Source organism: Chryseobacterium indologenes (assembly GCA_016025055.1).
In the GTDB taxonomy this organism is placed as follows: Bacteria; Bacteroidota; Bacteroidia; order Flavobacteriales; family Weeksellaceae; genus Chryseobacterium; species Chryseobacterium indologenes.
In genome coordinates this window covers 1,806,404-1,830,615 of the sequence record CP065590.1, presented here as the reverse complement: position 1 = coordinate 1,830,615, position 24,212 = coordinate 1,806,404, and the positions used below count along the sequence as shown (strand labels likewise).

Here is a 24,212-nt window from a genome sequence, read left to right as displayed (position 1 = left end):
AAAAATGCAGGAAATAAGGGGAAAACTTTTCCTCTGCCTCCCAAAAAAAAGAAAAAACACCTCCTGGAAAAAATGGGTTTCATTTATTTGGATTGGACTCATTGCAGTAGTTTTAGGAATTTCAGGTCTTTTCTTTGCAGTTTCTCAGGGTTTCCTTGGGGAAATGCCGGATGTAAAAGAACTTGAAAACCCGGACATCTTTGTCGCTTCTGAGATCATTTCTTCAGACGGGGTCATTTTAGGCAAGTTTGAAAAAGAAAAAACACAACCTATTGTGTATAAGGATCTTCCTCCTTATGTTATCTATGCTCTTCAGGCGAAAGAAGACGAACGTTTCAAAGAACACTCAGGAATAGATTTGTATTCTATCGCCAGAGCTGTTGCTTACGGAGGTAAACGTGGTGGTGGTTCTACAATTACCCAGCAGCTTGCAAAGCTTCTCTTCACCGGAAATGCTTCTCAAAATAAAGTTCAAAGAGCGTTTCAGAAACTGAAAGAATGGGTAGTAGCCGTAAGCCTTGAAAAAAGATACACCAAAGAAGAGATCATTACCCTGTATTTCAATAAATTCGACTTTCTTTTCAATGCCAATGGTATTGAAATGGCTTCCAGAGTTTATTTTAACAAAAAAACCTCAGAACTTACATTACCTGAAGCCGCAACATTTGTGGCTATGCTTGAAAATCCAAGAAAAAACAATCCTTACAGGTACCCTGAAAAGGCGAAGGAAAGAAGAAATGTTGTACTGGATCAGATGCAGAAAACAGGTTACATCAACGAGGAAACATATCAAAAAGCGATCAATACTCCTGTAGAAGTAGACTTCCACCCTATTAAAAGTATTACCGACGGATATTCCGCCTATTATAAGTTTTACCTGAGAAAAGAGATTGATAAATATCTCGAAACTCACGAAAAAGAAACCGGCAAAAAACTTAATCTTTATAAAGACGGTTTAAAAATATATGTAACCCTTGACTCTAAAATGCAAAAATATGCAGAAGAGGCTATCAAGGAACATTTAACCGATCTTCAGAAAAGATTTGATGCAGAGCAGAGAGGAAGAAAGAACAGACCTTTCTATTACCTTAATGACAAACAGATCAAGGATGTAATGGTTCAGGCCATGAAGAGAACCGGACGTTACAAGCTTCTTAAAGCTGATGGTATGCCTGAAGATTCTATCATGATGGAATTCAAAAAACCGATCAAAACTTCCCGATTCACATGGAACGGAGAAGAAGAGGTAGAAATGTCACCTTGGGACTCCATCAGATATCATAAACAAATTGCTCAGGCAGGTCTAATGTCTATGGTTCCAGGAACCGGAGAAATCAAAGCCTGGGTAGGAGGTATTGACTGGCAGCACTTCCAGTATGACCACATCAAACAAGGTAAAAGACAGGTAGGATCTACCTTCAAGCCTTTCGTATATGCTACAGCTATTATGAAACTGGGAATGACACCATGTTCTGCCGTTTCCAACGGAACGTATGATCATAACGGATGGCATGTTCCGGGAAGAGGAGGAATGCTTACTTTAAAGGATGCATTGGCACATTCTCAGAACCCTGTTGCCGCCAGACTTATCGAAATGACGGGTGTGGATGCCGTTATCCAGACGGCAAGAGATCTTGGAGTAACAGAAGATATTCCTAGAAACAATACAATTGCCTTAGGTTCGTCAGATATTACTATTTATGAGATGCTAGGTGCTTACAGTACATTCGCCAACTACGGTAACTACAATAAGCCGGAGATGATCTGGAGAATTGAGGACGCCAACGGAAGGGTTATCAAAGAAGTAAATGTAGAACCTAAAGAAGTTATGAACCCGATGTACGCCTACACGATGATTGAACTCATGAAAGGTGTAGCACAATATGGTACCGCTTCCGGCGAATTGGGAAGAAGAGGTATTTCAAAGGCAGTTGAAATTGCAGCTAAAACAGGTACAACACAGAACAACTCCGACGGTTGGTTTATGGGAATCACACCAAAACTGGCAACCGGTGCATGGGTTGGATGGGAAGACAGGGCAACCCACTTCTTCGGGACAGGTGAAGGTCAGGGAGCTAGAATGGCACTACCGATCTGGGCCATCTTCATGAAAAAAGTATGGGCAGACAAAACATTAGGCGTTACACCGGATGATAAATTCACCAAACCTTCAGACTGGAAAGACGGATGCTCAAACCTTAAAGGCTTAGGCGGAGGTTACGGAGATGACGGAAGCCTTCAAACCATTGACGAGATCAAAAATCCGAGACCTGTAGACCCGACTCCAAAAAAACCTGCAGAGAAGAAAGAAGAAAATATCAATGAAAATCTTCATTCTAATGATGAAGTAGATTTCAATAAATAAATTCTCTTTTAGAAATATACAAGACCTTTCAATAATTTGGAAGGTCTTTTCTTTTATAATTAATACCTTTGAAGTATGAATATCGAACGTATCAGACAGCCTTTTATCAAGAAATTTCCGGGAGACTTTTCCAATAACCTTATGCAGAGAAATACTCCAAAGGTCTTATTTGCAACCACTCAGCCCGCAGGTTTTGACAAGCCCGCACTCATCGCTTTTAATGAAACACTTGCTGAAGAAATCGGACTGGGGAAATTTGAAGAAAAAGACCTGAACTTTCTGGCAGGAAATCAGCTTCCTGATAACATTCAGACGTATGCAACAGCTTATGCAGGGCATCAGTTTGGCAACTGGGCCGGACAGCTTGGAGACGGAAGAGCCATTTTGGCGGGAGAGATCATCAATGAAGGAGGAAAAAAAACGGAGATCCAGTGGAAAGGAGCCGGTGCAACACCCTATTCCAGACACGCAGACGGAAGAGCCGTACTGAGATCTTCTGTTCGGGAATACCTGATGAGCGAAGCCATGTTTCATCTGGGAGTTCCAACCACGCGGGCACTAAGCTTGGTACTGACCGGAGAAGATGTTGTACGTGATATTATGTACAGCGGAAATCCACAATATGAAAAAGGAGCCGTCATTATAAGAACCGCAGAAAGTTTTCTTCGTTTCGGACATTTTGAACTGATGTCTGCCCAGGGAGAATACAAAACATTACAGGATCTCACAGATTTTACGATCGAAAATTATTTTCCGGAGATTACTTCATCAGGCGACCAGAAATACAAAGACTTTTTTGAAAATGTATGCACACGAACAGCCAATTTAATGATCGAATGGTTCAGGGTCGGTTTTGTACATGGCGTAATGAATACAGACAATATGTCGATTTTAGGACTGACAATTGACTACGGACCTTACTCCATGATGGATGAATATGACCTGAACTTCACTCCAAACACTACCGATCTGCCGGGAAGAAGGTATGCATTTGGAAAACAGGGACAAATTTCACAGTGGAATCTCTGGCAACTCGCCAACGCTCTTCATCCATTAGTAAAAGACGAGAAATTTCTCGAAAACACCTTAAATAATTTTGGAAGCTATTTCTGGGAAGCGCACGATAAAATGCTATGCAGAAAGTTCGGACTCGACGAATTACTAAAAGATGACGAAGACTTTTTCACAAGTTGGCAAGGGTTGATGCAGGAACTACAACTGGATTACACTTTATTTTTTAATGTACTTGAAAAGATAAATCCCGAATCTGACCTGCAGAAACTTTTCAGGAATATATCTTATGGCCACTTAAATGATGAAAGTTTAAAAAAGATAAAGGACTTTATAAAGAGATATGAATTGCGATCGGAACTCAACACGATATCAAAAGAAGATTCTGTAGCAATGATGAAAGAATCAAACCCGAAATTCATTCTTAGAAATTATTTGTTATATCAATGTATCGAGGAAATTAACAATGGCAAAACAGAAATGTTGAATAAACTAACCCAGGCTCTGGAAAATCCGTATCAGGAGCTTTTCCCTGAATTTTCATCGAAGCGTCCATCAGGATATGATGATATTGCAGGATGCTCTACTCTTTCCTGCAGTTCGTGATAAAATGTTAAAATAAAACATAAAATACTGATTTTCAATTAACATATCGAATTTTTTATTACATTTAACAAAATATTCGATATGAAAAAAGTTATACTTTCTTTAAGTTTGCTATGGGGAACTTATGCGTATTCCCAAACAGTTTTGCTCGATGAGGGCTTTGAATCATATACCAATTTCGCGATCGGCAACTTTGGTACTTGGACGTCATTAGATCTGGATGGCTTAAATACTTACACAGGCGGAGGGCCAGTAGTGGGTGGAGCTGCCTCACCCTCATGGTCAGCCAACTGGACGAATGCCGGCGCTAAAATGGCTTTTCAGATATTTAACGTTTCTGCAAGCAATGCAACCAACAATCTTACATCAACTGCTGCCGATGAAGAAATCCGAAATTTTACTCCGCACGGAGGACAAAAATGTGCCGTTTCGTGGGCTGGAGTTCCCGCAGGTCCTGTTACAGCCAATAACGACTGGCTGATCACTCCTTCCATCACCTTAGGAGCCAGCTCAAATATTTTAACATTCTGGGTAAAGGCATTATCTCCAGATTTTGTAGAAAGCTACAAGGTGGGAGTTTATACAGGAACCGGTAATCCGACATCTGCTGCAAATTTCACCATCATCTCTTCTCCTGCCACATCTACAGCACCTTACACAGACTGGACCCAAGTTACCATCAACTTAGATACGTATGCCGGACAAAGTGTAAAGATCGGGTTTCAATACATGTCGTCAGATAAATATATGTTTATGTTGGATGACGTAAAAATCACAACAGCAGCAACACTTGCCACTATGGAAACATCAAAAACGAAAGCAAGTACAGTGATTTATCCTAACCCGACAACAGGAAAAGTCAATATCAAAACGGACAGGAAAATTACTGCGACAACGGTTATGGACGCCTCAGGAAAAACAATAAACATTGATAAAGACGGAAATACAGATATTTCCGGCCTACCCAAAGGAACCTATCTGATGAAGGTAGATTTCTCCGACGGAAGCTCTACAACGGAAAAAATAATCAGACAATAATAACAACGTTATACAATCTTTCTGAAACCACCTGAATTGGTGGTTTTTTATTTTACTTTTGCAAAAAATATGATCTGTGTCTTTTATTAAAACAAAATTCATTAATTTTTTAAAGCTGATTTTTCCGTCCTCCTATACAGAACTGGCTGTATTCTTATTTTTCATAATCTGTTATGGAATTCTCGGATCTTACATTGCCATTCATTACAGGATTATTTTTGACAACAGGATTCCCTGGGATGCTTATTTTAGCTTTGATAATAAATCTATCCTCATGACCGGGGGAAGTTTTGAACGCCATCCTTTATCCTATTATTTTTTCAATTGGGTCAGAGAATTTTCATTATTTATTTCAGGTGGAAAAATGGATTCCGGTTTCAGGTTGACGCTGGCGTGGTTAAGCAATATTATCATCAGCCTTACCGTGCTGCAGATTTTTAAATATTTAAAGAATATCATCAAGCTTCCCTTACGGATAAGCCTACTATTAACCTTCTTTTTCGGTGTGTTTTCAACCAATATCATATTATCTTTTACTCCTGAAAACTTTACATACACACTCTTTTTACTTTCGTTGTACAATCATTATGCAGCCATAAAGCTTGGTCGAGAAGAAAAAACACCCGTGGCAGCATTATCACTTGCAGGAATTACGATTGGCGGGCTCACGATAACCAATTTTGTGAAAGTTTTCATCCCTTTACTTTTTGAAAAAATCTTTTTTCAAGTTGGAAAAAAATTCGGAAACGCCGTATTGAGAGTTATGATTGCAACAATTTGTTACCTACTGTTATATCTAAACAGAATCGATTTTAAATACGAGAATATCTTTTCAAAGACCAATCAACAATACGAAAAGTTCTCCAATGTTGAGTCTATGCCGACCTGGGACATGATTCTCTCCTTCTTTTTCGGAGGTAATATTTTGTTTCCCGGTTTTATCATTTCAGATAAACATAATATGAAAGGTTTTGACTTCAAAGGCCTTTATATGGACCTTTATTCATCTGTATTTTCCTATATTTTTATAGGAACTGTACTGATATTGATAAGTTGGAGTTATCTGAAAAATTTTAAAAACAAATGGGTACAGGTTATAATGATTTCTTTTCTTATGGACATCATTATACACTGCATCATGAGATTCGGACTGCATACTTCCTACATTTATGGCGGTCACTTCATCTTTGTCTATCCGTTGCTTATAGGATGGCTATTTTATGCATACGGATCCTCACCTAAAGCACTGTCGTTTTTAACGGTGACGGTAAGTATATTAGTCATCTATCTCCTTGCCAATAACTGGTTCAGAATGTCAGAGTTTTTCTGGTTTATGGATACGTATTACCAATAAAAAAAAGCTGAGAAATTTCTCAGCTTTTTTATTATATTTTCAAAATACCTATTTCTTATTTTGCCTCTGCACAGAAAATTCTGTACTGTACGGCTACTGCAGATTTAAAGTATTCTCTGATTTTTGAAAGGTCAGCGGCAGCACTCTGCTTTGTAAAGTAACTTCCCGCAAGAATTTTATAATTCGGTCTCAATGATGCATCGGTTTCTACTTTCAGATTAGGAAATCTTTTTCTGAAATAGGATTTCACTTCATTCGCTTCCTCATTACTTTTTACCGTTGTAATCTGGATTTTGTATCCTAAAATTCTAGGATTTTTCTTACAAATTTCAGCATTGGTAAGTTCCCTGCTTGGCACATATATTTTAGGTGGTTTTGTGATCCCACCGGTAGAAATTCCGCTATCAGTATTCCCATAATCTCTGGATGGATTATTGGTGACAACTTTAGAACATTTGCCTTCGATTCCTTCCAAAGCAGTATTTATTTTGGAATCCATCGTGATGACAAGCTCCGTTCCCGAAAGGGTATCTCTCTTAACAACCTGCTGTGCTTCAATACTATAAAAACCAAATAATGATAATACTGAAAATATTTTGATCAAATTTCTCATTTAAACTTGTTTCCGCAAATTTATACAAATTAAAAAACTATACCAAACAGGTTATTTAGAATCAGTACAAATTAACCTTAAATGACATTTTCCCCTTTTTATATGCCGTTAAATTTGTGTTAAAAATATTATTTTTGCGGGATTGATATGTTCAATATTTTACTAACATAAGATAATTTAAATGATTAGTTGGAGAAAGCATTATAAAAAAACGTTGATTGCAATTGGTTTATTGCTATCAACCAGTGCTTCATTTTACGGGCAAGACGGCGATCCTAAAAACGGAGAGAAACTTTTCAAAGCGAATTGTACTGCATGTCACGCGCTGGACAAACAAGTTATTGGCCCACCATTAAAGGGGGTTGTAGAACGTGTAAAGACAGAAGGCGGTGTAGACAGAGATTGGCTTCACAAGTGGATCAAAGACAACAAAGCTTTAAGAGCTTCAGGGGATAAATACGCCAATGAAATTTTCGAAAAGTATAATAAGACTGAGATGTTGCAGTTTCCTAATCTTACAGAGAAGGATATTGATGACATTTTAGCGTTCACTACTAATCCTCCGGCTCCGGAAGAGAAAAAAGCGGAAGCCACTCCTGCGACTGATGCTACGGCAGCAGCTCCTGCAGACAAAACTACTACAAACATTGTTATCATTTCTCTTTTAGCGATTGCAGGTTTATTAGTCTGGATCTTACTTAAACTAAGACAACTTGTAAAACTGGGACAGTCTGAAGAATTGGCAGGCCTTAACGAAACAAGAGTTCGTTCGTTCAGAGAAATGTATGAGAAGTTCCATTATGTAGGTAAAGCAGTAATAGCTATTCTGGCTATTTTAGCAGCTTACGGGGTATGGAACTGGTTAATGTGGATCGGGGTTTACAAAGGATACAAACCTGAGCAACCTATCTACTTCTCTCACAAAATCCATGCTGGAGAACAGAAAATTGACTGTCAATTATGTCACTCTAGTGCTAAATACGGAAAAGTATCTGAGATTCCTTCTATGAACGTTTGTATGAACTGTCACAGAACAATCTCTGAATACAACGCAGATCACTACATGGAGCCAGGAAAAGACAAGGCATTCTATGATGGAGAAATCCAGAAGATCTACGCTGCAACAGGTTGGGATCCTGCTAAACAACAGTATACAGGAAAAACACAACCGGTTGAGTGGACAAGAATCCACAACATGCCAGACTTCGTTTACTTCAATCACTCTCAGCACGTCATTGCAGGTGAACAAGCCATCATCAATTCTTTCAACAAAAAGAATCCAAACAACAAAATTGATGTTGTATGTAAAGCTTGTCACGGAAAAATTGACACAATGAATGTTGTTCAGATGGCTAACGACTTTACCATGGGATGGTGTATCGAATGTCACAGAACTACTGAGGTTGATATGAACAACGGTTATAATAAAGAGTACTTCAAGAATCTACATGACAAGTTGAAAAAACAATATCCTCAGGATGGAGGTAAGATCACTGTAGCTGCAATTGGAGGTCTTGAGTGTGGTAAATGTCATTATTAATAACTAAAAAATTAGAAGTATAAATGGCTTCAAACAAAATACAATTCAGAAGTATTCATGAACTTAAAGATCCGGCTTTAAATAATAAGCTGGCTCAGAAAGAGTTTCAGGAAGAAATTCCGGTAGAAGATTTCCTTGGAGATGCTGAGAAGAACGGATCAAGTACTTCAAGAAGAGACTTCCTTAAATTACTAGGATTCTCTACAGCAGCAGTAACATTAGCTGCCTGCGAAGCTCCGGTTATCAAAACGATTCCTTATGTGGTAAAACCGCATGATATTATTCCGGGAATCCCTAATTATTACGCTTCAACCTATTTTGACGGTTTCGACTTTGCCAGTGTTTTAGTAAAAACCCGTGAAGGTAGACCCATCAAAATTGAACCAAACCCGGCTGGTGGTGATTTAGGTAAAACTAACGCCAGAGCTCAGGCTAGTGTACTTTCTCTTTATGATAATGATAAAGTAAAGCAGCCTAAACTGGACGGTAAAGATGAAACTTTCGATAAAGTAGACAGTTTCGTTATCAAAGGATTGGAAGAAGCTAAAGCGTCAGGTAAAAAGATTGTGGTTCTATCACATTCTTTTGCTTCACCAACTTTCAAAAAGCTATTTGCTGAATTTAAGGCAAAATATCCTACAGCTGAATTAGTAACTTTCGATGCTTTCCCTTATGCGGCAGGATTAGATGCTGCTCAGGAAGTATTCGGACAAAGAGCTTTACCTGTTTATGACCTTAAAGGTTCTGAATTGGTAGTATCTTTCCAGGCTGATTTCTTAGGAGATTACAACGCTTCAAGCTTAGAAACTTCTTATGCAGCGGCAAGAAAACCGGGACCAAACATGTTGAGACACATTCAGGTGGAGTCTAATATGTCATTAACCGGTGCTAACGCTGACTCAAGATACAGATTAAAGCCAAGTGCAGTAAACAAAACTTTAGTTGAAGTTTATAATGCAATTGTAGGTGGTGGTACTTCTGATAAGACTGCTACTGAAATTGCTAACGAATTGAAAGCGAAAGGAAGCAAAGCTGTTGTTTTCGCTGACGGTTCTAAAGGAGCACAGGTTTTAGCACACTTAATCAACCAGAAATTAGGATCAGTTGCTTTCACAGGTAAAGCAAACCTATTAAAAGAATTCGACGGTGCAAGATACCAGGAATTCCTTGGATGGATAAACGCAGGTCAGGTTGGTGTATTAGTTACCAACAATGTAGACCCTATCTACGCTCATCCGAAAGGAGAAGATTTCAAAAAATCTTTATCAAAAGTTCCTTACGTAATTGCTGTTGCTGATAAGAAAAATGAAATGTACAAAGCAGCTAAGGCTGTTATTCCGGTGGCTAACTGGTTAGAGTCTTGGGGAGATATCGAACCACAGACCGGTGTATATTCATTGATGCAGCCTACGATCCAGAAGATCTACAAATCAAGACAGATTGAAGAGTCTTTATTGGTTTGGAAGAATGGTAAAAACAATGCTGCAAACAACTACTACGATTATTTAAAGGCAAGCTCAGCTTCTCTTTTAGGTGGTACATCTTTCAACAAAGCATTATATAACGGTATCAATGCTTCTACTAACTCAACAACATTATCTTACGCAGGTGGAAACGCTGCTCAGGCTGTTGCTGAATTAGGAAACTTCAAAGCTTCAGAATTAGAATTAGTATTATACACTAAGACTTCGATGGGAGACGGTACTCAGGCAAACAACCCTTGGTTACAAGAATTACCTGACCCGATCACCAGAATGTCTTGGGATAACTACCTGACAATTTCTCCGAAAGACGCAGAAAAGTTCGGTATCGATAATGACCTTAACGCAAGAATGCAGTTGGATGGTTCTATCGTAAACCTTACCGTAAACGGAGTAACAATAAAAGACGTTCCTGTATTTGTACAGCCAGGTCAGGCAGAAGGATCAGTAGGTCTGGCGCTTGGTTATGGTAAGAAAAACTCAGGAGCAACTGCTGATACAGGGGTAAATGCTTATCCTTTATTCGATGGTTCCAACCTTGTTCTTTCCGGTGTTAAAATCGAGAAAACAGGAGAAGATCACGAGTTTGCAGGTATCCAGCTTCAAAATACATTGATGGGTCGTTACGAAATCGCTAAGGAAGTTCCATTAGCTGAATTCATCAACGTACCATTTGATGATGAGCACAAAGGATGGAATAAGCCTTTGGAATACCACACCATCAGCGGGGCTCTTCCGGCAAGAAAAATTGACCTTTGGGATGCATTTGATGATACAGATGGGCCTCACTTCAACTTATCTATTGACTTGAACTCTTGTACAGGTTGTGGAGCATGTATTATTGCTTGTCAGGCTGAAAACAACGTTCCTGTGGTAGGTAAAGCAGAAGTAAGAATGTCCAGAGATATGTACTGGTTAAGAATCGACCGTTACTATTCTTCAAGACAAAAGGTTGAAGTATATGAAGGATTAAAAGAAGGAATGGCTGTACCAGAATTATACGGTACTGCATTCAACAAAGAAGGAGGTGCATTAAACCACCCTGCTGATAATCCGGATGTAATCTTCCAGCCAGTAATGTGTCAGCACTGTAACCACGCTCCATGTGAAACTGTATGTCCGGTAGCGGCTACTTCACACGGTAAGCAAGGTCAAAACCATATGGCTTACAACAGATGTATCGGTACCAGATATTGTGCAAACAACTGTCCGTACAAAGTAAGACGTTTCAACTGGTTTACTTATAACCTAAACGACAAGTTCGACTTCAACATGAACAATGATTTAGGAAGAATGGTACTTAACCCGGATGTAGTTGTAAGAACTAGAGGGGTAATGGAGAAATGTTCAATGTGTATCCAAATGACTCAGAATACAATTCTTGAGGCTAAGAAGGAAGGAAGAAAAGTGAAGGATGGAGAATTCCAGACTGCTTGTTCTAAAGCTTGTTCTACTGGTGCAATGACATTTGGAGACATGAATGATAAAGAATCTGAAATTAGAAAGGTATATGCCTCTAACAGAAGATATTATTTACTAGAGGAGATCGGAACAAAACCAAACGTGTTCTATCACACTAAAGTAAGAAACAGAGTAGAAAAATAAAGTTTAAATAATAAATAGGTAAAAAATGTCAGGACATTACGAAGCTCCGATAAGGGAACCTCTAATTATTGGTCACAAAACTTATCACGATATCACAGAAGATATTGCACGACCTATCGAAGAAAGAGCAGGTAAATTATGGTGGATTTCATTATATGCTGCACTAGTTCTATTCCTTTATGGATTCGGCTGTATCGCTTACACTATCGGGACAGGTATTGGAGCATGGGGGCTTAACAGAACTATTAACTGGGGTTGGGATATTACCAACTTCGTATGGTGGGTAGGTATCGGTCACGCCGGGACCCTAATCTCAGCAGTATTATTATTATTTAGACAGAGATGGAGAATGTCTGTAAACAGATCAGCAGAGGCGATGACGATCTTTGCGGTTGTACAGGCAGCAATCTTCCCTGTAATTCACATGGGTAGAGTTTGGGTTGGATACTGGGTATTCCCTTTACCAAACCAATTCGGTTCTCTTTGGGGGAACTTCAACTCTCCTCTACTTTGGGACGTATTTGCGATCTCAACGTATTTCTCAGTATCAACTGTATTCTGGTTCATGGGATTGATCCCTGACTTTGCAATGATCAGAGATAGAGCTAAAACTCCTTGGACTAAGAAAATTTATACATTCCTGGCCTTCGGTTGGGGTGGTAAAGCAAAACACTGGCAAAGATTCGAAGAACTTTCTTTGGTTCTTGCAGGTTTAGCAACTCCGCTTGTATTCTCGGTACACACTACCGTATCTTTTGACTTCGCAACTTCAGTAATTAAAGGATGGCACTCAACGATCTATCCTCCTTACTTCGTTGCCGGAGCAATCTTCTCAGGATTTGCAATGGTACAGACACTATTGTTAGTAGCAAGAAAAGTATGTCACCTTGAAGAGTACATTACCATGTATCATATCGAAATTATGAACATCGTAATCGTTTTAACAGGTGGTATGGTAACTGTAGCTTATGCTACTGAATATTTCATCGGATGGTATTCAGGATCCAGATTTGAAGACTTTACTTACCTTTCACCAGGTGCTGCTGTAGGACCTTACTGGTGGGCATTCTGGTCATTGATTATCTGTAACCTTGTAGTTCCAGCTTCATTCTGGTTCAAGAAAGCAAGAACAAATATTATCTGGACATTCATTGTTGCATTGATCATTAACATCGGTATGTGGTTTGAGCGTTTTGATATCATCGTTATCAACCTTTCAAGAGACTACTTACCAGGATCATGGACAATGTTTAAGCCAACGATCATTGATGTGGGTGTATACTTAGGAACAATCGGATTCTTCTCTGTATTATTCTTATTATATGCAAGAACATTCCCTGTAATTGCGCAGGCTGAATTAAAATCGATTTTGAAAATCTCAGGTGAAACTTATAAAGCAAAAGAAGGAGATGAGCACCACTAAAATTGTATACGGACTTTATGCTGACGACGACGATTTAATGAACGGCGTTAAAGCATTCAACGATAAAGGAATCGCGATAAACGAAGTCTATACTCCGTTTCCGGTTCACGGACTAGATAAAGCTTTAGGTTTAAAGAAAACAAGAATTTCTGATGCTGCTTTCATCTATGCTTGTTATGGTGTTACTATCGGTGCTACGTTAACCTGGTATGTAATGAACCACGACTGGCCTCAGAATATTGGTGGTAAACCAGCTTTTGACTGGGGACACAATATGCCGGCATTCGTAGTTCCAATGTTTGAATTAATGGTATTCTGTGCAGCTCACATGATGTCTCTTACTTTCTTAGTTAGAAACAAGATGTATCCGGGAGCACCGGCTCAGAATCCTGACCCAAGAACTACGGATGATAAATTCATGATGGAATTTGTAACTGAAGATGTAGAATCTGTAAAACAGTTGCTTATTGAAACTGGAGTTGAAGAAATAACTGTTAAAGACGCTTAAAATGAAAAATAGTGTATTAAGAATTACAGCAGTTTTAGGTTTAACAACAGTTTTACTTAACTCTTGCGGGCCAAAGGAGAATACTCCGCTGGTATATTTCCCGGACATGTATTTTCCGGTAGCTTATGATCCATTGATGAAAGCTCAGGACGCGTATTCAGATCATGAAAATGAAATTCCTGCTTTCGTAAAAAATAATGGGGCTACAGGTCTTTCTCCGGTAGAAGGATCAGTAGCTCAGAATAAAGATGGTGTTTTTGAAGAAAGCTTATTACCTAAAAACGTTGACGAGTACAATGCAGGGTATGATGCTTCTAAAAAACTTACGACTTCTCCTCTGAACCCGGCTAATGCTGCCAAGGATCTTGAAAGAGGAAAAGTATTGTTTGATCACACTTGTGCTGCATGTCACGGAACAGGAGGAGATGGACAAGGACCTATTGTACAAACCGGAGCATTCTCAGGAGTACCTAATTATGCTGACAGAGAAATTACTGTAGGATCTGTTCATTATGTATTAACAAACGGTAGAAATGCAATGGGATCTTATGCGGGACAACTGAACGCAGGAGACAGATGGAGAGTGGCTATGTATGTGATGAGTGCTTTCAAAAAAGGAGCAGCAGCACCGGCAGCAGCTACAGCGGCACCAGCAACTGAAACGACTACCGAAACTAAAAAATAAGAAAAGAAATGTATAGTTTTTCACCAAAATTAAAATCAACTTCTATAATACTTCTTGTTGTAGGTTTAGTTCTGTTCGGTATTGGTTTCTTTATGAATAAAGGACTTTCTACTGAGAAAATAGAACAAATGATGGAAGCTGTTCATGCTTCAGGTCATAATGCTCCTACACACTCAAGTGAAATGGTTGGGCCTCAAGACCACGCAGCTCACTTAGAGCATGCTGAGCTTCAGGTTCACAATCAGCCTTTAGCTTCATTACACTTTGTAGCTGTCTTTTTCTTTGGAGTAAGTTGTGCTGTATTGTTTTTTTACTGTATTCAGCACGCTGCCCACGCTGGTTGGCCAATTATTATTACAAGAGTAATGGAGGCTATTGCTTCTTATATTCCTTACGGAGGGGCTATCCTGGTTATCATGATGATTTTAAACATCACTCACAATGGCCATTTGTTCCACTGGATGGATCCGGAATTAACAGACCCTAACTCTGCTCATTTCGACGTAATTTTATTCGAAAAGAAAAGATTCTTAAATATCCCTTTTTATGCAATCAGAACGATCATTTATGTAGTAGGTGCTTCTTTCTTCGCATGGAAATTAAAGGCTCAGTCTAAAAAAGTAGACGAAACCAAGTCTAAAGTAGAGTATCAAATGCTTTACAGATGGGCTGTAGGATATATTGCATTCTTCGGATTTGCATCTGCTGCATGGGCTTGGGACTGGTTGATGTCTATTGACCCTCACTGGTATTCTACAATGTATATCTGGTATTCAATGGTTAGCTGCCTTTCAAGTGGTATTGCTGTTATCATTTTATTAAGTGTTTATCTTAAGAAAAATGGTTTCTTACCACAGTTTAATGACAACCACTTACACGATTTAGGAGTTTTCCTTTTCGCTACAAGTATGCTTTGGACATATACATGGTTCGCTCAGTTCATGCTATATTGGTATGCTAACGTACCGGAAGAAGTTAATTACTTCTTCGGAAGATTCCAGCACTACTCTCCTACTTTCTTACCAATGTTGATCATCAACTTCTTGTTACCATTATTGGTATTAGTAAGTAGCAGCATTAAGAGAAACTACAAAGTAGTAACTACAATGGCAGTTGTTGTGATCCTGGGACACATCCTGGATTACTTCAACATGGTAATGCCGGGAACGGTAGGACCATACTGGAACACTCCTGAAGTATTCTTGTTAATCTTAGGAGCTATCCTGTTCGTTGGTGGATTATTTATGTTTACTGTACTTTCAGCTCTATCTAAACTGAAGTTGATTCCTACAGGAAACCCTTACCTACACGAATCTGAAATTTATGAGTATCCTTTCTAAGGACTTATAACAAGATAAAATTTAAAAGACCGGTCATTGATCGGTCTTTTTTTCGCACAAAATCAGGAATTTCCGGACAGGTTATACACTAAACAGCTGATCTGACTGTATTATCATCCGGTTGATTCTCACCCTCAATAAGTAGAAAATTTGTTCACTTTATTCAATCGTAATGTAAAAGAATAACAAAACAAAAAATAAAAATCCACTATTAATAAAGGTTTTACTAAATTTGCAACAAACCAAATAAAAATGAAAAAGTTTTCTTTTCTACTTGTTTTCAGTCTTTTGCTTTTCACAGCATGTAAGAAAGATCATGTAGATGCTACGAATACTAAAACGCTGCAGTCAAGTATCAACGATATGACTTCCAGCTTATCAACCATTAAACAGATTAAGTTTAATGAAGCTCTTTATATCCTTAAAACATTTGGTGTAGAAGCCGATGGTGATGTAAATGAGCTCAAAGCTCTTGGAAAACTTATCAACGGGAAAAAGGTTCCTGAAATCCTTAGCCTTGCTGACGAAGTTGCACAAAAAAACGGAATAGAATGGGCCAGTACAGACCCGCCATCATTAGGAGAAATGAATATCTTCGGTGATGATAAAGCTAAAGAAAGTGACCCCAATGACGTAAAAGCAGGATCATTAACCATTGTTACAACACCTACCGGAAATGATGGAAGCGGTGCACCTACGGCGATCCAGGTTATTCCAAGACTTGTGGATGCAGCGGGAAATCCCGTATCATTTACAGGAGCAGGCCTTGAAGCTACTTTAGAAGTTTTCAGCAACGGGGTAAGACTGTCTACAGCCAAAAATTTAATGCAGGATAATAACTTCAAAGGGTTCAACCTGAAGTTCTCATCTATTTCTGCTTCAAAAGTAGTAGATAACAAAATTGACATCACGGTTTCCGTAAAAACAACGGCTAAAACGTTCAAAATGTCAAAAATAGGCCTTGATGTAAACGCTGCAGCTCTAAAAGTTCCTGCAGTTCCGAAAACAGATACTACAGCTGTAGCACAACAGCCAAGTGCAGTGGTAGATCCAAACAATCCATCGGCTACGGTACCTTCTACAACTACTGAACAAGGAACAACTGCTACTCCCGCAACTCCGGCTGCGCCAAAACAACCAGCTGCCGATCCGAAAAATACCGTAAGTAAGTTTTTAAACAGCGTAAGCTCTCAGAATTTAAAGGCCGCATACGAAACATCAAATAACCCAAGCTGGGGAAGCTATGAATCTTTCTCAAACCCTAACTCAGGTTTTGGAGCGGTAAAAAATGTAAGTGTGAAGAACATCACAACAAGCGCTGCCAATGCGAATGGAGCCAGTGTAAATGCTACCTATGATGTTACCGATAAAAACGGAAAAACAACTTCACTGAAAGTAACTTTCGGACTTAAAAATGTAAACGGAGACTGGAAAATTTCCAGCTATAAAATAAACCCATAGATGGCTTCAGCAGAACTGATCAAAAAACTGGAAGAAACAATTGAAAATATCCCTGATTTTCCGATTCCCGGAATACAGTTTAAGGATATTTCACCTATTTTTTTAGACCCGAAACTTTATGAAGATGTAATAGCAGATCTTGCAGCTTTCAGCAAAGGTAAAATAGATGCCGTCTGCGGAATAGAAAGTCGCGGATATCTGTTTGGAATCGCTATTGCTGTAGCATTAGAAGTTCCTTTCATCCTGATCAGAAAAGCAGGAAAACTTCCTCCCCCAATCATTTCGGAAAGCTATGATCTGGAATACGGAAGCGCCATCATTGAAACCCGCGAAGGCCAGATTAAAAAAGGACAAAGAATCCTCATCCATGATGATCTTCTTGCCACCGGCGGAACAACAGAAGCTGCGGCAAAATTAGTAGAAAAACAAGGAGCAACAGTATCTCAATTCAGTTTCCTGATTGGATTAAAAGGACTGAAAGGAGATGAAAAACTGAAAAAATTCGGTGCTGAAGTCTACCACGTTTTAGAATATTAGCATATCTATTGAAAATAAATTCCGGCTTCGCTCCGTATAACCATCCACCTGAAACAAATGTTTTCAGAAATGTTATACAGAGCGGAGCCGAAGCGTTTTTAGTATCATGAAACACGAATTGGCAACATTTCAACAATAATACTGATAAAGTATTTTGTAAATCATTCAGAAACAATTAAATTTGCAGTTCAATTTTTAAAAACTTATGGCAAAATTGGGAAAGAACGCTCAAAACGAGCAAGAAGGTAAAGAAACGGTTGAGTTTTTTAAAGACCTTGACAGAGAGGCTTTAAACACTGAGAGATTTCTTGAAAAATATTCAAAGCCTTTAGGTATTGCATTTGGAGTTTTAATCTTAGGAGTTTTAGGATTCTTTGGATATAAGCAATTTGTAGTGGCTCCTAAAAATACTGAAGCTGTAAAAAGTTTCCTTGCTGCTCAGAAAAACCTTGCAGAAGGTAAAGATAAAGAAGCTTTAGGAGGAAAGTCAGCTGCAAATCCTGGTTTTGTTGGCACATATAACGATTATTCAGGAACAAGTGTTGGGCAGCTTTCAGCTTACAATGCAGGTTTATTGAAGTTTAAAGAAGGAAAATTTCAGGAAGCTTATGATCTTCTTGATAAATTCTCTTCCGACAACAAAACGTTGGTAGCAATGAAATACGGAGCTATGGCAGATGCTAAATCAGGTCTTAATAAAAATGATGAAGCTTTAGCATTATTGGATAAAGCAGCCAATGCTTCTGATGATCCTTACACAAAATACTTCTTTACCAGAAAAGCAGGTATTGTTGCTTTAGGATTAAAAAAGAATGCGGAAGCTAAAAAATACTTCTCGGCCATTGACGAGAAATATCAGGACTACGACAACGGAATGTCTGATTCTTATATTGAAATGACTAAATATTATTAAAAAATGGCAACAGTTAATCTTTCCGATTACAAGCCACTTCATATAACCAATGCCGAAGATTTTTCTATCGGCATTGTTTTTTCTGAGTGGAATGATTTTGTAACGTACAATCTTCGTGATGCAGCTCTGGAAATCCTTGAAAAAGAGGGTGTAAAACCTGAAAACATTAAACTTTTCCCGGTGCCTGGAGCATTTGAATTAAACTATGCAAGCATGCAGCTTTGCAAAGAAAGAAAATATGATGCAGTAATTTCTATCGGATGTGTCATCCGCGGAGAAACTCCTCATTTTGATTATGTCTGCTCTGCAGTAGCCCAGGGAATAAAAGATTGTAATATTATGACTGATACTCCTACCATCTTCTGTGTACTGACAGATGATACCAAAGAACAATCTATCGCAAGAAGTGGCGGAGATCTTGGAAATAAAGGTGTAGAAGCAGCGGTTACCGCTCTAAGAATGATTGATTTCAAAAAGAAATTATCTGACAAGAAAGGAAATATCGGTTTCGGCCACTCTTAATTTCTGATCTTTTTAACAATATACGGAGGTTGTCTTATTAGTAGGGCAACCTTTATTTTTAGCTATAAAACACATAATATTTGCCGACGATCAGAGTTTAATTTTCACTTAAAAACTTATAAAATCTTACTAATAAACGGGATGTTTTGCTTTTTATATGTCAAAAGTTGTGTACAAAAACTATCTTTGTGAAAACTAATATAGATAGTTATTACATGTTCTTACAAAAAATAAAACCATTCCTGTATTTAGGAATTTTTTATCTTATTATTTCGTTGATAATAAGAATACTATTCTTTTTTCATCCGATCACTACTGCAAGTTTTGGATTTTTTGAAATCATAAAAGTTCTATTGGTAGGGTTTGTAAATGATATCTTTGTTTTCATAATGGCCAGTGCTATCCTCGCACTCTATTTCTTATTTTTATCCAATTCAAAATATAAAAAGCCTTACGGTTATATTATTTTTAGCGCCCTGTTGTTATTTTTCCTGTATATCTGGCTCATTCCCAATAATATTTTCAAGCAATATGGGGGTTCTGTGACAGAGGTAGCTCTTGCGTTCGTAGGAATCAAGACCTTTTTATTTGGATTAATGCTGTTCCTGCCTGCACAAAGAATAAAAATCCGTAATGTCTTATACTTTGTAACATTATTGCTCTACGTTCTCGTTATTATTTTTAACGGGGTTAGCGAATACTTCTTTTATAATGAATTTGGAGTACGCTATAACTTCATTGCCGTGGATTACCTGATCTATACCAACGAAGTGATTGGTAATATCATGGAAAGTTATCCTGTAATTCCTCTCTTTTCTGCGATCATGATCGTTACCCTTACCATTACATGGTTTATCTACAAAAAAAAAAAAAATGAATTGTTGGAACTTCCGGACTTTAAGCAGAAGATGGTTCTGTTGGGTACTTTCATTGTACTTTGCGCTCTGAGCTCCTTAGCAATTCCTTCATTAATGCAGATCAAATCAGACAATGTATTTGCCGACGAAATTGAAGCGAACGGAATTCCAAAATTCTACTGGGCATTTACCCATAATGAACTTGATTATTTCCAGTTTTATTCAAAGATTGATCAGCAGCAGGCCGAAAAGAATTTTCTAAGCCAATATGCACAGCCATCATTATCCAGAAATATTGTTGCTGCGCAGCCGGAAGTAAAGAAAAATGTAGTGCTTATTTCCATTGAAAGCCTTTCGGCAGATTTTATGGAACACTACGGAAATACTCAAAAAATAACGCCATTCCTGGATAGTCTGGCAGATAAATCATTGATGTTTACCAATCTTTACGCTACAGGAAACAGAACAGTACGCGGATTGGAAGCGCTTACTCTTTGTATTCCTCCTACAGCCGGAGAAAGTATTATTAAAAGAGACGACAACAAAAATAAATTTACCACCGGAAATGTATTCAAGTCAAAAGGCTATGATGTGAAATTCTTATACGGCGGACACAGCTATTTTGATAATATGCAGGATTTCTTCGAAGGAAATGGCTATGGTATTGTAGACCGAAACAATTTTAAACCGGAAGAAATTACCTTTGCCAATGTCTGGGGCGTTGCCGATGAAGATATGGCCAGAAAAGCCATTCAGGTGATGAATGCGGAAGCCCAATCAGGGAAACCATTCTTTAACCACTGGATGACGGTTTCGAATCACAGACCATTTACCTATCCTGATGGAAGAATTGATATTCCCGGAACTTCAAAATCCCGTGAAGGAGGTGTAAAATATACAGACTATTCTCTTAAGCTGTTTTTTGATATGGCTAAAAAACAGGATTGGTATAAAAATACAGTTTTTGTCATTATCGCAGACCACTGTGCTTCCAGTGCCGGTAAAACGGAACTTCCGATGGATAAATACAGAATTCCGGCAATGATTTTCTCTGAAGGGTTTATTCAGCCTCAAAAGTTTGATACTTTGATGTCCCAGATTGATGTGATGCCTACCCTATTCGGATTGCTGAATTTCAGCTATCAATCGAAATTCCTGGGTCAGGATGTTTTCACCAAAGAATTCCAGCCAAAGGCTTATATTGCCACCTATCAGGATCTTGGATTTGTAAAAGGCGACCGGTTAACCATTATTTCACCGGTTAAAAAAGCGAAACAGTACTCCTTAGAGCTTGATAAAAGTGACCTTGCTCCGGAGTTTAAGCTTTATTACAACGAAAAATTGCTGAAAACCGCAGACCAGAAATTGGTAGATGAAACGATCTCCGCTTACCAGTCTACTTCGTATTGGTTGAAAACAAAACAACTAAATAAATAGAAACTATGTTTCAAAATATATAATATACATTTTTAAATAAGAGGATATTCAGTATCCTCTTATTTAATTTTTCAGCATTCGATGCTCAAAGACTTATCTTCATTAATAATACAGGAACTTCATTGAATATAAAAATGGAGCAACATCCTCTATGATAAAAATGCCAACTGATATTCCGAAATATAATTGTAAATACTCTCTACAATATTATGTCGCTGAAACGCTAGCAAAAAATAAAAGAATTTTACAAACTAAACTTACAGTCTATCTTATGAGGATAAACTTCTTGAATATAGTAAGGAACATAATAAGGAGTACTACAGAAAGGTTCTGATTAAAAAGTTTAATAATCAATAATCTCAAATATTGGATAATTTAATCAATGATCTATCTTTTAATTTTATAAATTTACGTGACAAAAAAACATTGATATGAGATGGACAGACGACAGGGGCGGAAACGTTGATGACCGCCGTGGCTCCGGAGGCGGAGGAGGTGGCATGATCGTAGGTGGTGGCCTTGGAACTTTAATTATAGCTGCAATCGTTTTCTTTCTGGGTGGCGATCCTTCCGGCATTCTGAATTCCGGCAGCATTCAGTCTTCAGGAAATACGGGAGAAAGAAGAGAGCTCACTACACAGGAAAAACAGATCGGAGAAATGGTCGATATGATGGCCAAATGGAATATCCTTACCTGGGATCAAATCTTTAAAGAAAATGGAATGACTTATAGCGCGCCTGAGGTTGTTCTTTTTGAAAATACAACACAATCAGCTTGTGGTACTGCTCAATCTGCAATGGGACCATTCTATTGCCCTGCAGATCAGAAAGTATATATGGATATGAGCTTTTTCGGTGAACTTCAGCAGAAATTTGGAGCTAAAGTAACTGAATTTACAGTAGCTTATGTTCTCGCCCACGAAGTAGGACATCACGTGCAGACTCTTTTAGGAACTACTCAAAAAGTGGATGCATTAAGAAGAAGCGGAAGATATTCGGAAGCTGACATGAACAGAGTTTCTGTTGCCACAGAACTTCAGGCTGATTTCTATGCAGGAGTCTGGGCAAAAAGAACAAATGACAGCAAGCATATCCTGGAGCCTGGCGATATTGAGTCTGCAATAGATGCTGCACAAGCTGTTGGAGACGATAATATTCAGAAGAGATCACAGGGGTATGTGAACCAGGAAAGCTTTACACATGGCTCATCTGCACAGCGTAAGGAATGGTTTATGAAAGGTTATAACACCGGTGATATCAGACAGGGAGATACTTTCAACCAACTTTTGAAATAATAAAACAGACTTACGTTATACAATAAATGCCAGTGAATAAATCACTGGCATTTTTACTTTCTCGCCATTTAATAAAGCTGATTTTATTTCTATCCTATTGATTTAAACCTAACAGGTTTAATTTATTATCTAATTTATTGTAATTCAATCGGATTGCTGTTCTTTTTGCTTCCTCCTTCACTCTTTCTTCCATTCTTTTTCTCATATCAGCAGGATTTTGGTTTCCGCCGCCGCCGGCTCCTCTTCCTCCACCAATTCTGGTTGTGGAAAACCCACCCTGGCTACCGCCTTGCATAAATGACATGGGATCAGTTTTAAACTTTTGTTGCTGCTTAACAAAATCTGTTCGCTTCACTTTTAAGGTATTTCCAAACTGGTTTAGAGTAGGAAAGTCAGTGATCTTATAGTTCTTCATCAAATCAAAAGAATAATCTCCTTTATCATCCTCCACTTTCACAATCAGTCCCGGAAGTCCTCCGAATTTATAAGGTCCGTCCTGATAAGGAAGATCCGTAGTGAACCAGGCCGTCCATTTTCTGCCGCCAAAATCTGCTTCTGCCTTCTGAACCTTATATTCTCCTATTTTCATAGTTTCAGAAGATATTTTCCAATTCAGAGGCCGATCTTCTTCATACGAATACTGATCTCTGCCAATTCTGTCTTTTAAATATATTTTCTGATTGGTTTTGTCTTTTTCAACAGTATAATTGATGTTGGTTCTCAATCCTTCCATCTGATCTCTGTTGATACTTCCTCTTCCACCGCCACCCTGAAAGGCTTTTTGCATAATCGAATCCCTTTTAATCCGGTTTTCAGAATAAAATACTGATTTCTCAGCAGAAATATCAAGATATGCATTTTCCGTCTTGATATCCCCCTTATTTTCTATATCCGGTTTCATGGTTACCTGGTAAACAAACCTGTTAACCTGTGCAGAGATCATTTGCACGAAAAGAGTCAGAATAATAATACCTGTTTTTTTCATAATATTTTATTTCTTATTGAACATAGCATTTAAAAATCATCTCATTTTCAGCTTATTCAATTTAATTTATAGATTAAAAACCACTTTCAAGGTTAAATTAAAATCACAATTCTCAATCAATGCACATAAAATTTAGGTAAACATGAGCCTTCATTAAGGTAAAATTAACCCTATTAATATCAGAATCATTAAAATAGATATCTTCGATTTGAGATTGCGGAAATTAGTTCGTATTTTTGCATCATTAAATCATTCTAAATAAATACAATGATAAAAGTATCAGACTATGCAAAGGAGAAAGCCATTCAGTTAATGACTGAAGATGGTTTTAACCCTGCTGAAGATTATATACGAGTGGGGGTAAAAAGCGGCGGATGCTCTGGTTTAGAGTATGTTTTAAAGTTTGACAACCAAAAAACAGACACAGATCAGATTTTTGAAGATAATAACATTAAAATTATTATAGATAAAAAATCCATCCTTTATTTAGCGGGAACAACTCTTGAATATTCAGGAGGATTGAACGGAAAAGGGTTTGTTTTTAATAACCCGAACGCATCCAGAACATGTGGATGTGGAGAATCATTTAGTCTATAAAGAAAAGACATAAGATATTGGATTTCAGAGCTCAGATAC

Annotated in this window: 18 protein-coding genes and 1 pseudogene; 17 read left to right on the top strand and 2 right to left on the bottom strand. The window is 38.1% G+C overall.

Features of this window, described 5'->3' with window-relative positions:
* Window positions 1–4 precede the first annotated feature (4 nt).
* From H3Z85_08300 to H3Z85_08285, 4 genes are all read left to right on the top strand, one after another.
* Window positions 5–2,365, top strand: a complete 2,361-nt coding sequence (locus H3Z85_08300; protein ID QPQ53859.1) for a transglycosylase domain-containing protein — start codon at window positions 5–7, stop codon at window positions 2,363–2,365.
* Window positions 2,366–2,440: 75 nt separating this feature from the next.
* Window positions 2,441–3,982, top strand: a complete 1,542-nt coding sequence (locus H3Z85_08295) for a YdiU family protein (protein ID QPQ53329.1) — start codon at window positions 2,441–2,443, stop codon at window positions 3,980–3,982.
* A gap of 81 nt (window positions 3,983–4,063) precedes the next feature.
* A complete protein-coding gene (locus H3Z85_08290; protein ID QPQ53328.1) occupies window positions 4,064–5,020 on the top strand; it encodes a T9SS type A sorting domain-containing protein in 957 nt (318 codons plus the stop codon).
* 85 nt (window positions 5,021–5,105) lie between these two features.
* Window positions 5,106–6,374: a hypothetical protein gene (locus H3Z85_08285; protein ID QPQ53858.1), complete on the top strand. Its 1,269-nt coding sequence runs from the start codon at window positions 5,106–5,108 to the stop codon at window positions 6,372–6,374.
* Between the two features lie 55 nt (window positions 6,375–6,429).
* Here H3Z85_08285 and H3Z85_08280 read toward each other — a convergent pair whose 3' ends face one another.
* Window positions 6,430–6,987 (bottom strand): SPOR domain-containing protein, encoded by a 558-nt coding sequence (locus H3Z85_08280; protein QPQ53327.1) that lies wholly within the window; start codon window positions 6,985–6,987, stop codon window positions 6,430–6,432.
* Window positions 6,988–7,168: 181 nt separating this feature from the next.
* Between H3Z85_08280 and H3Z85_08275 the strand changes: the two genes are divergently transcribed.
* The 12 genes from H3Z85_08275 (at window position 7,169) to H3Z85_08220 (ending at window position 22,591) form a co-directional block, all read left to right on the top strand.
* Window positions 7,169–8,527, top strand: coding sequence for a c-type cytochrome (locus H3Z85_08275; GenBank protein QPQ53326.1), 1,359 nt, complete (start codon window positions 7,169–7,171; stop codon window positions 8,525–8,527).
* 23 nt (window positions 8,528–8,550) lie between these two features.
* Window positions 8,551–11,613 carry a TAT-variant-translocated molybdopterin oxidoreductase gene (locus H3Z85_08270; GenBank protein ID QPQ53325.1) on the top strand — a complete coding sequence of 1,021 codons (3,063 nt, stop codon included), beginning with the start codon at window positions 8,551–8,553 and terminating at the stop codon, window positions 11,611–11,613.
* Between the two features lie 25 nt (window positions 11,614–11,638).
* Entirely contained in the window at window positions 11,639–13,036 is a 1,398-nt protein-coding gene (gene nrfD, locus H3Z85_08265) for a polysulfide reductase NrfD (GenBank protein ID QPQ53324.1), read from the top strand.
* Window positions 13,023–13,544, top strand: a complete 522-nt coding sequence (locus tag H3Z85_08260) for a DUF3341 domain-containing protein (GenBank protein QPQ53323.1) — start codon at window positions 13,023–13,025, stop codon at window positions 13,542–13,544. The genes nrfD and H3Z85_08260 overlap by 14 nt, the downstream gene beginning before the upstream one ends.
* Before the next feature lies 1 nt (window position 13,545).
* On the top strand, window positions 13,546–14,229 hold the full coding sequence (locus tag H3Z85_08255) for a c-type cytochrome (GenBank protein ID QPQ53322.1): 684 nt from the start codon (window positions 13,546–13,548) through the stop codon (window positions 14,227–14,229).
* 8 nt (window positions 14,230–14,237) lie between these two features.
* On the top strand, window positions 14,238–15,569 hold the full coding sequence (locus H3Z85_08250; GenBank protein ID QPQ53321.1) for a quinol:cytochrome C oxidoreductase: 1,332 nt from the start codon (window positions 14,238–14,240) through the stop codon (window positions 15,567–15,569).
* A gap of 252 nt (window positions 15,570–15,821) precedes the next feature.
* Entirely contained in the window at window positions 15,822–17,030 is a 1,209-nt protein-coding gene (locus H3Z85_08245; protein ID QPQ53320.1) for a hypothetical protein, read from the top strand.
* Window positions 17,031–17,567 (top strand): adenine phosphoribosyltransferase, encoded by a 537-nt coding sequence (locus tag H3Z85_08240; GenBank protein ID QPQ53319.1) that lies wholly within the window; start codon window positions 17,031–17,033, stop codon window positions 17,565–17,567.
* A gap of 205 nt (window positions 17,568–17,772) precedes the next feature.
* Window positions 17,773–18,480: a tetratricopeptide repeat protein gene (locus H3Z85_08235; GenBank protein QPQ53318.1), complete on the top strand. Its 708-nt coding sequence runs from the start codon at window positions 17,773–17,775 to the stop codon at window positions 18,478–18,480.
* Between the two features lie 3 nt (window positions 18,481–18,483).
* Complete coding sequence (locus H3Z85_08230; GenBank protein QPQ53317.1) at window positions 18,484–19,002, top strand: 6,7-dimethyl-8-ribityllumazine synthase; 519 nt, start codon at window positions 18,484–18,486, stop codon at window positions 19,000–19,002.
* Between the two features lie 215 nt (window positions 19,003–19,217).
* Window positions 19,218–21,296, top strand: a complete 2,079-nt coding sequence (locus tag H3Z85_08225) for a sulfatase-like hydrolase/transferase (GenBank protein QPQ53857.1) — start codon at window positions 19,218–19,220, stop codon at window positions 21,294–21,296.
* A 431-nt stretch (window positions 21,297–21,727) separates the two neighbouring features.
* Entirely contained in the window at window positions 21,728–22,591 is an 864-nt protein-coding gene (locus tag H3Z85_08220) for a neutral zinc metallopeptidase (protein ID QPQ53316.1), read from the top strand.
* A 134-nt stretch (window positions 22,592–22,725) separates the two neighbouring features.
* On the opposite strand, the pseudogene H3Z85_08215 reads toward H3Z85_08220, so the two are convergent.
* Window positions 22,726–23,576: pseudogene (locus tag H3Z85_08215) on the bottom strand (GLPGLI family protein).
* Window positions 23,577–23,843: 267 nt separating this feature from the next.
* On the opposite strand from H3Z85_08215, the gene H3Z85_08210 reads away from it, so the two are divergent.
* Window positions 23,844–24,173 carry an iron-sulfur cluster assembly accessory protein gene (locus H3Z85_08210; protein ID QPQ53315.1) on the top strand — a complete coding sequence of 110 codons (330 nt, stop codon included), beginning with the start codon at window positions 23,844–23,846 and terminating at the stop codon, window positions 24,171–24,173.
* Window positions 24,174–24,212 lie beyond the last annotated feature (39 nt).

What these genes read in the sequence shown, in the direction of transcription:
- H3Z85_08300 (QPQ53859.1), top strand. Translation starts at nt 5, where the DNA reads ATGCAGGAAATAAGGGGAAAACTTTTCCTCTGCCTCCCAAAAAAAAGA.
- H3Z85_08295 (QPQ53329.1), top strand. Translation starts at nt 2,441, where the DNA reads ATGAATATCGAACGTATCAGACAGCCTTTTATCAAGAAATTTCCGGGA.
- H3Z85_08290 (QPQ53328.1), top strand. Translation starts at nt 4,064, where the DNA reads ATGAAAAAAGTTATACTTTCTTTAAGTTTGCTATGGGGAACTTATGCG.
- H3Z85_08280 (QPQ53327.1), bottom strand. Translation starts at nt 6,987, where the DNA reads ATGAGAAATTTGATCAAAATATTTTCAGTATTATCATTATTTGGTTTT.
- H3Z85_08275 (QPQ53326.1), top strand. Translation starts at nt 7,169, where the DNA reads ATGATTAGTTGGAGAAAGCATTATAAAAAAACGTTGATTGCAATTGGT.
- H3Z85_08270 (QPQ53325.1), top strand. Translation starts at nt 8,551, where the DNA reads ATGGCTTCAAACAAAATACAATTCAGAAGTATTCATGAACTTAAAGAT.
- nrfD (QPQ53324.1), top strand. Translation starts at nt 11,639, where the DNA reads ATGTCAGGACATTACGAAGCTCCGATAAGGGAACCTCTAATTATTGGT.
- H3Z85_08260 (QPQ53323.1), top strand. Translation starts at nt 13,023, where the DNA reads ATGAGCACCACTAAAATTGTATACGGACTTTATGCTGACGACGACGAT.
- H3Z85_08255 (QPQ53322.1), top strand. Translation starts at nt 13,546, where the DNA reads ATGAAAAATAGTGTATTAAGAATTACAGCAGTTTTAGGTTTAACAACA.
- H3Z85_08250 (QPQ53321.1), top strand. Translation starts at nt 14,238, where the DNA reads ATGTATAGTTTTTCACCAAAATTAAAATCAACTTCTATAATACTTCTT.
- H3Z85_08245 (QPQ53320.1), top strand. Translation starts at nt 15,822, where the DNA reads ATGAAAAAGTTTTCTTTTCTACTTGTTTTCAGTCTTTTGCTTTTCACA.
- H3Z85_08240 (QPQ53319.1), top strand. Translation starts at nt 17,031, where the DNA reads ATGGCTTCAGCAGAACTGATCAAAAAACTGGAAGAAACAATTGAAAAT.
- H3Z85_08235 (QPQ53318.1), top strand. Translation starts at nt 17,773, where the DNA reads ATGGCAAAATTGGGAAAGAACGCTCAAAACGAGCAAGAAGGTAAAGAA.
- H3Z85_08230 (QPQ53317.1), top strand. Translation starts at nt 18,484, where the DNA reads ATGGCAACAGTTAATCTTTCCGATTACAAGCCACTTCATATAACCAAT.
- H3Z85_08225 (QPQ53857.1), top strand. Translation starts at nt 19,218, where the DNA reads ATGTTCTTACAAAAAATAAAACCATTCCTGTATTTAGGAATTTTTTAT.
- H3Z85_08220 (QPQ53316.1), top strand. Translation starts at nt 21,728, where the DNA reads ATGAGATGGACAGACGACAGGGGCGGAAACGTTGATGACCGCCGTGGC.
- H3Z85_08210 (QPQ53315.1), top strand. Translation starts at nt 23,844, where the DNA reads ATGATAAAAGTATCAGACTATGCAAAGGAGAAAGCCATTCAGTTAATG.